Origin of the sequence: uncultured Thalassospira sp. (assembly GCF_963976115.1) — a bacterium.
In the GTDB taxonomy this organism is placed as follows: domain Bacteria; phylum Pseudomonadota; class Alphaproteobacteria; order Rhodospirillales; family Thalassospiraceae; genus Thalassospira.
This window is the reverse complement of record NZ_CAXBJJ010000019.1, coordinates 69,682-76,784: the sequence shown is the minus strand read 5'-3', so window position 1 is coordinate 76,784 and position 7,103 is coordinate 69,682. Positions and strand designations below refer to the sequence as shown.

The window sequence follows — 7,103 nt, the reverse complement described above, 5'->3', positions numbered from 1 at the left end:
CCGCCGTGAAAGGGCAGTGTCCTAGGCCTCTAGACGAAGGGGACACGGTCACCAATAAAGCATTTTCTTTGTTAACGGGTGGCGTCCCCTAGGGGATTCGAACCCCTGTTGCCGCCGTGAAAGGGCAGTGTCCTAGGCCTCTAGACGAAGGGGACGCGGTGCGTTAACGAGGCCGGTTTGTAGCGATTGGACCGGGTAAGGTCAAGCGGGTTTTTTGCCCTTATGACGTTTTTTTTAATCCCTGCGCCATTTTAGCCATTTTTAACGGCTTTGCGTCGCCGCCCCCCGACCAGAAACGCGATACCGGCCAGACCAAGACCAATACCCAAAAAGGCAAACATCCATTGATAACCGGCAATTGCCTGATCTGAACGATATTGACCGATGATGACACCCGCCAGACCTTGTAGAACAAACAAGCCGCCAAAGGTCGCCAGATTAACCGTGGTCAAGGCCCGACCGATCAGGTGCTGCGGCACCGCAGCACGGCTGGCGGCATAGTTCAGGGTGGCACAACTGCCCAAAAAGCCATGCGCCATCATCAGGATGGCCGCCAGCCACACATGTTCCACGCCAAACAAAGCCTGCAAAATCAGCAACACGGTCGAGGTAAAAACCGAAAATAAAATCAGCGGTCGTGCCCGCCCGCCCATCATGCGGGACAAATGCCCATAACAAGGGGGACCGGCGATCATACCAAATGTCATACCCAGCAAAATATTGCCGACCTGCACCGGGGCAAGGTGAAACACATCTTGCAAATAAGGTCCGCCCCACAGGCCGCGCACCGTCAGGATGGTGGGATAGGCAAAAAAGCCAACCGCGACCAGCAACCACATCTGGCGGTTTTTCCAAACCTCCATAATACCTTGCAGGACTTCGCCCATGGTTTCACCGCGGCGCGGTTGCTTGCGGCGCATATGCGGCGGTTCATCGCGGACCATGACAAATGTCAGGATCACGGCCAGCACACTAAGCCCCGCAAGCCAGAAATACACCCCGCGCCAGCCCTGATATTCAATCAGGGCGGCCAGCGGCGTTGCCGATGCCAACACACCAAGCAAACTAAGGGCGACAATAATGCCCGAGGTTGCGGCGAATTTTTCAGGGGCCACCCACCGCGAGGCACAGACCAGCGTCGCCATAAAAGCAGCGGCGCAGCCCATGCCGATAATCCCCTGCCCGATCATAAGCCCGGTAACGCTATGAGCACTGGCAAAGACAATAACCCCCACCACGGTAAGGATCATCATGACCCCGTTGGTCTTGCGCGGACCGTAACGGTCCAGCATGACACCAACCGGGATCTGCATCAGGGCAAAGGCAAAATGGAAGCTGCCCGAAATCAGACCAAGCTGTTCGGGCGTCACACCCAGTTCACCGCGCAGCGAGTCTGCAAGCAATGCCTGCGCCGAGCGGTAAAACTGGCTCAGTGAAAAGGATATCAAAAGCGGCACCAGAACCAGAACAAACGCAAGTTTGCTGTGGTCCGGGTGATCTTGCTTTGATGCCATATCTGTCTGGTTTTGTTCTTTCATCCTATCGGAATAGGATGATCAGCCGATACCCGCAAGCCTGTCTGCAACGTAACCCGGTGTATTGCCGTGATACGTTTTGTTTTGCAGGTAGGTTAAAAACGTTTCACGAAAGCCATCCCGCACGGAATGGATCACGCTATCGCGCGCCACCAGCGCTGTGGCCCAGGCCCGGATTTTCGGATAGGACGGCAAATAATCCTCGCCCAGTACGTCTTCAACTATCAACAGGCGGGTAAATAACGGCGCCCATGCCGCATCAATCAGCGAAAAGACATCGCCGTTAAAAAAGGCCCCGTTAACCTGACCTTCAACCAATCGGAATCCGTTAATCAAGGCCTCGCGGTGCAGATCATAATCTTCGCGGGTTTCCGCCATCATCATCCGGAAAGAATGCATCAGCTGATTGCTGCCAACTTCAATCCAGGCCCGGTTTTGGGCTTTTTTTAAAGGATCGGCAGGATGAAGCGACGGCGGGTTGGTTTCATCAAGATATTCGTTGATCACGGCACTTTCAAAAAGGACTTCTCCCTTTTCGCGCAGAACCGGTACTTTACCCAAAGGTGAAATCGCCAGAAACCAGTCTGGTTTATTACCAAGGTCGATATAGGTCAGATCAAATTCAACGTTCTTTTCCAGAAGCGTGATCACGGAACGCTGAACAAAGGGACAAAGGTCAAAACTGATAAGTTCCGGCTTGTTACTGTCTGGCATAAAATTCCCCATGCAAATGACAATGGCTGACGGACACCCAAGGATAACCTGAAAAATAGGAAGATATTTGCCGTTCGCTACCCTGTCGCAAAAAACGCCCGGCCCAAGACAGGACGCCCCCACAAGTTAACGGCATTAAGATTAGAGAGAAAGCAAAACAAAACTAAACTAGTTCAACAGTGAAAAACTGGTTTTATGAGGGGATGGCGGATCAATTTTGATGCTGTAGCGTTTCTGAATTTCGTTAAAAACACCATTTTGGTGCAATTCAAGCAACGCCTGACGCCACGGCAGGACAACGGTATCCGGCGTGGCTTTCGAAAAAGCCAGATACAGGTCGTAATCACCAATCTTCAAGGCAGGTTTAACCAGATCCGATGAAACCCCCAACGCCCGAACTTGACTGTTCAGAACCAGGTCCGCCGTTTCCCAAAGGGTTATGCGACCACTTAGCAACATTTTCAGACCATTATTGGGAACATGAAGCGACATCAGGTTATCGAACCCCAGTGCTTGCAAGGTACGCTCCGACGCTCCGCCAGCCTGAACACCAATCGCGGCAACGGCGCGCGCGTCATCAAGCGTTTGAATATTTACCGGTTTATCGGCCAGTTGGTAAAATGCTGTCTCGGCATGAGTAATCGGACCAACCCACTTAAATTCGTCTTCTCGCTCCGGGATACGCATCATGGAAAAAGCAGCGGCATAGGGGTCATTTTCCAGCGCGGACAACACACGCTTCCACGGCAGCATTTCAAACTTGCCGCTATGCCCGACTATTTTTGCCATCGCCGCAACGACATCGGCCCCGACACCGGCAATGCCATTTTCGCTACGGTAATTAAACGGGGGCAGGTTTTCGGTATAAAGCCGCACGGATCTGGCGGCACCAAGATACCCGTGATCAGGAAGACCGTTAGATGGAGATCCAGCCAATGCCGCAAGAGGTAAAAAAAACAGCAATGCGGATGTGATGACAATGAAGGCGATCAGGTGCCGCCACTCTAACCTATTGTCAAACATCAGTTAAATACCATAGAGCGCACACATCACCATCCCAACATGGGCGCTTGGGGAGCATATTGCCAGTGCGCCTCTAAATACACGACTTCAGGAAATTCAACCGGAAAAGCACGACCCCAAACAAAAATACCTTGTTTACACAAGGACTTGTTGATTGCCAGCATAGCCACACTTCATTTACTGTAAACGACTGGCTACTTTTAAAAAAAAGGATCAAATTTATCGAATAAATTCGTCCTGAAGTTGCCCTCATGTAAAACATTCGGCTCCAGACAAATAACAGAGAACATTTGTCCTGTCGTTTATCTGCCATGCTTACCGGGCTTAATTCCGGCAGCATCACTATACTATCGTTTTACTACCCCCATCGCCCACTATACCGGCCTTTACCTCGAAAAAAAGTCAGCAATAGTTGAGCATGAAAAAGACTTATAACGAAAAAATTCGACATTCAACCAAAAAATCTCGCTCGGCATTTTTTTCACGCCTTACGAGAGTTTTGCGAAGCTTTTCAATGTACCTTACAACAAACCAGGACGATGCAGATGGCAAAGAATAGCCGTGTCGCAGCATTGCCTGTCCTTGACCCAGAACTTGGTAATCGTATTCGACAAGTCGTTGACATGTTTGACCGCAAGAAAGACGCTGCACAAGTTGCAGGCGTTATTCCCGAACAACTTAATCGCTGGTGCCAGGCCCAGTCGGAACCCCGATTTGTCGGTGTTGCCCGGCTTGCATGCGCCCAGGCCGTACGTCTGGAATGGATTGTAACCGGAAAAGGGCCGGTTCATATCGATCTGGCAAATGAAACACCCAAAAAACAACCCAATCGTTATTCAGCGCGGTCCGCGCCATCAACACGGCTTCTTCCCGGCTCAAGCCAAAGCAACACTCATCCTGCGGGGCACCCGGAAAATATAGGCTCCGGCATCAACAGCAGCCAGGTACCCCCTCAAACGCCCCCACTGCCCCATAACGACCGTGGCCTGCTATCGGCCATCGTGACAGGATTTTTAACCGCAGAGGGCGTCGAAAATGCCCCGCGTATCACACAGGATATCCTGGCCGCCTATAATGAGATCGTGACATTGCTGGGTGAAGAATTAAACAAGGCGGATACAGGACTCATTATCGCGCAGATCGTATCGGCGATCATTCGGCGGCACTCAATCCCCAACCGTCAGGGTACGGGTGAAAACGCCGGATCATAAAGACGCGGCCATAACGCCCCGCCAATCGCCGCCTGCATCAAACAAACGACGCAATTGACAATAGCAGCCCATCCAAAACAGCACCGTCAATTTCCGGACCTTTAGTCAAACACAGTCGGCGCAGGCAGGGCAACATCGTCAATCATAAGCTGCACACCTTCACGGCCCTGCCAGGTATCGCGGCGCAAATGCCCGAGAACATGCAAAGGCCGCCCGCCATGACGCAGCAATGTCTGGCCCATGTCGTTATCAAGGCACCGAAAAGCAATGGCCTTAACCCGCCCCTTGCCATTCGCACCGGTTAGAATACAGCGCACGTGATCCGCCCCGACGACATCGGCCTTGATCACGCGGCAATCCGTAAACACAAATCGCGGTTCGGCATTTCCTGCCCCAAACGGGCCCATTTTTTCCAAGGCATCAATCAGATCAACCGTCGCGCCCATCGCGTGCAAGGCACCATCGACTGTCATGGTGGGGCGAATATTGTTTTCTTCAATCAAACGGGCAAATCGCTGCTCCAGGAAATCCTCAAACTCGGCGCGCTTTTCAGGGTCCAGGGTAAAACCCGCAGCCATGCCATGCCCGCCGCCATTAACCAAAAGGCCACTTTGACGGGCCGCGATAATCGCAGCCCCCAAATCAATACCGCGCACCGACCGGGCCGACCCCTTATAAATGCCATCGACCTTTCCCATCACCAAAGCAGGCACGTGATAGCGGTCTTTCAGGCGGCTGGCGACAATGCCGATCACGCCGGGGTGCCAGTCATCGCCCCCCACCAGCACCATCGCCCTGATCTTGTTTTTTTCTTCAACCGCGCGAATGGCCTGATCAAGGACATAATCCTCGATCGATTTACGTTCGCGATTATATTCATCAAGACGGATGGCAATTTTACGCGCCATCTCCTCGTCATCCCCCGATAACAGGGTCGTGCCCAACCCGGCTTCGCCAACGCGCCCGCCAGCATTAACCCGAGGCCCCAAAACAAACCCCAGATGATAGGCACTGGGCACTTCGTTAACCCCGCCAACATCGGCCAGCGCCGACATACCGCTATTCCCACGGTGGCGCATGATTTTAAGGCCCTGGGTCACAAAGGCACGGTTAAGCCCCCGCAATGGCACCACATCGCACACAGTACCGAGCGCCACCAGGTCAAGCCATGTGCGTAAATCGGGGGGGCGAATGCCTTTTTGCTTAAAATAACCGCTTTCGCGCAAGTTCCGACACAGAGCAACCGACAGCAAAAATGCCACACCAACGGCACACAAGTCCCCCATGCCGCTGTCATCATCAATCCGGTTCGGGTTTACCACCGCCAATGCGCGCGGCAATTCGGGTTCGGCGGCGTGATGGTCAACCACAATAACCTCGATCCCGGCCTCGGCCGCAGCTTCAAGCGGGGCATAAGCGGTGACACCACAATCCACGGTCAGGATCAAATCAGCGCCCCGGCGCTTTAAATCCAGCAATGCTAGCGCATTGGGGCCATAGCCCTCGGTCAGACGGTCAGGGATATGCACCACAACGTCCAGTCCCAACGCCCGAAACACCCGCACCAGCAAGGCCGTGCTGGTGGCACCATCAACATCATAATCACCAAACAGGGCAATTTTTTCGCCCTGCATCACGGCATGAGCAATGCGCGCCACGGCCTTGTCCATGTCGCGCAACCGAGATGGATCGGGCATCAGATCGCGCAGGGTCGGGTTTAAAAATGTTTCGGCATCGTCCAGTCCAATGCCCCGTGCGGCCATGACCCGACCGACAATTTCGGGCACGCCAAAGCGTTGCGACAGGGTAACGGCCAAACGGTCATCGACCGCCCTTTGCCGCCACCATTTTCCTGTGACCGAATGTTCGATCCCTAAAAAAGTTGTTTCACTGGATTGCTGTGTCATACCGCCATTGGATAGCGCAAACACGCATATCCTCAAACCCCGAAATCATCATGCTGGCTGCAAAAACTGCTTGGCAGCAATTTACCTTACCAACACGAGCGGCACGAACGGCTTTTTTTACCGCGTTATCTGCCCACAACATCGACCCTGCCACGGCCCTTCAAGTTCAATAAATGGCATGCGCCGACAACATATCCAACGCACAAGCATTTTGGTGGAACCCCGAGTACAAACCACACTATCAATCGGAGCTATAAATATTACCACATCTCTACTGTCAGAATTTTAGGTGTAATTCATATAATTCAAACAAAAAGCCAACATCTAATTTGTCAATTATTGCAAAAACTGTCGGCTTTTACCTGTTAAAAGGTATAGATATGGCAATACTTTTGGCGTGAATTGCCGTCAGATCAGAATATTTTCAGTCGTCAGCCCTATTTTCCTGACCCCGTTTGTAAATGTTACTTGAGATACCCTGTCTGCTATGAGAAATTCAAACCCATTACAAGATGGCGCAAAGCCGTTGGCGGAAAAAAATACCGTCACACTCAACACGGGATCACGAGGCCTGTAAGATGAAAAAGTCCACACGTCGCGGTCTGTCCGCGACTTGTATTTTGGGAGGTATATTCTCCCTGCCCTTTGTTATGTTTTCACCCCTGATGTTTGATGCTCCGGGGTCAGAAAACAATCTGTATTTGCACTTGCTG

Annotated in this window: 5 protein-coding genes and 1 tRNA gene; 1 reads left to right on the top strand and 5 read right to left on the bottom strand. The window is 52.3% G+C overall.

Translation table 11 applies throughout. From position 1 onward, the window contains the following. Positions 1-79: 79 nt before the first annotated feature. The 4 genes from AAC086_RS20535 to AAC086_RS20520 form a co-directional block, all read right to left on the bottom strand. Positions 80-155: transfer RNA gene (locus AAC086_RS20535), tRNA-Glu, on the bottom strand. A gap of 96 nt (positions 156-251) precedes the next feature. Next, entirely contained in the window at positions 252-1,514 is a 1,263-nt protein-coding gene (locus AAC086_RS20530) for an MFS transporter (protein WP_339781571.1), read from the bottom strand. 42 nt (positions 1,515-1,556) lie between these two features. Continuing rightward, positions 1,557-2,249, bottom strand: coding sequence for a glutathione S-transferase family protein (locus tag AAC086_RS20525; RefSeq protein WP_339781569.1), 693 nt, complete (start codon positions 2,247-2,249; stop codon positions 1,557-1,559). Positions 2,250-2,417: 168 nt separating this feature from the next. Continuing rightward, the gene (locus AAC086_RS20520) at positions 2,418-3,272 is read right to left on the bottom strand and encodes an ABC transporter substrate-binding protein (protein WP_339781567.1); all 855 of its coding nucleotides are present in this window, start codon (positions 3,270-3,272) and stop codon (positions 2,418-2,420) included. Between the two features lie 545 nt (positions 3,273-3,817). Here AAC086_RS20520 and AAC086_RS20515 point away from each other — a divergent pair. Next, positions 3,818-4,483, top strand: coding sequence for a hypothetical protein (locus AAC086_RS20515; protein ID WP_339781565.1), 666 nt, complete (start codon positions 3,818-3,820; stop codon positions 4,481-4,483). Positions 4,484-4,584: 101 nt separating this feature from the next. Here AAC086_RS20515 and recJ read toward each other — a convergent pair whose 3' ends face one another. Next, positions 4,585-6,390 carry a single-stranded-DNA-specific exonuclease RecJ gene (gene recJ / locus AAC086_RS20510; RefSeq protein WP_339781572.1) on the bottom strand — a complete coding sequence of 602 codons (1,806 nt, stop codon included), beginning with the start codon at positions 6,388-6,390 and terminating at the stop codon, positions 4,585-4,587. Positions 6,391-7,103: the final 713 nt, after the last annotated feature.

What these genes read in the sequence shown, in the direction of transcription:
- AAC086_RS20530 (WP_339781571.1), bottom strand. Translation starts at nt 1,514, where the DNA reads ATGGCATCAAAGCAAGATCACCCGGACCACAGCAAACTTGCGTTTGTT.
- AAC086_RS20525 (WP_339781569.1), bottom strand. Translation starts at nt 2,249, where the DNA reads ATGCCAGACAGTAACAAGCCGGAACTTATCAGTTTTGACCTTTGTCCC.
- AAC086_RS20520 (WP_339781567.1), bottom strand. Translation starts at nt 3,272, where the DNA reads ATGTTTGACAATAGGTTAGAGTGGCGGCACCTGATCGCCTTCATTGTC.
- AAC086_RS20515 (WP_339781565.1), top strand. Translation starts at nt 3,818, where the DNA reads ATGGCAAAGAATAGCCGTGTCGCAGCATTGCCTGTCCTTGACCCAGAA.
- recJ (WP_339781572.1), bottom strand. Translation starts at nt 6,390, where the DNA reads ATGACACAGCAATCCAGTGAAACAACTTTTTTAGGGATCGAACATTCG.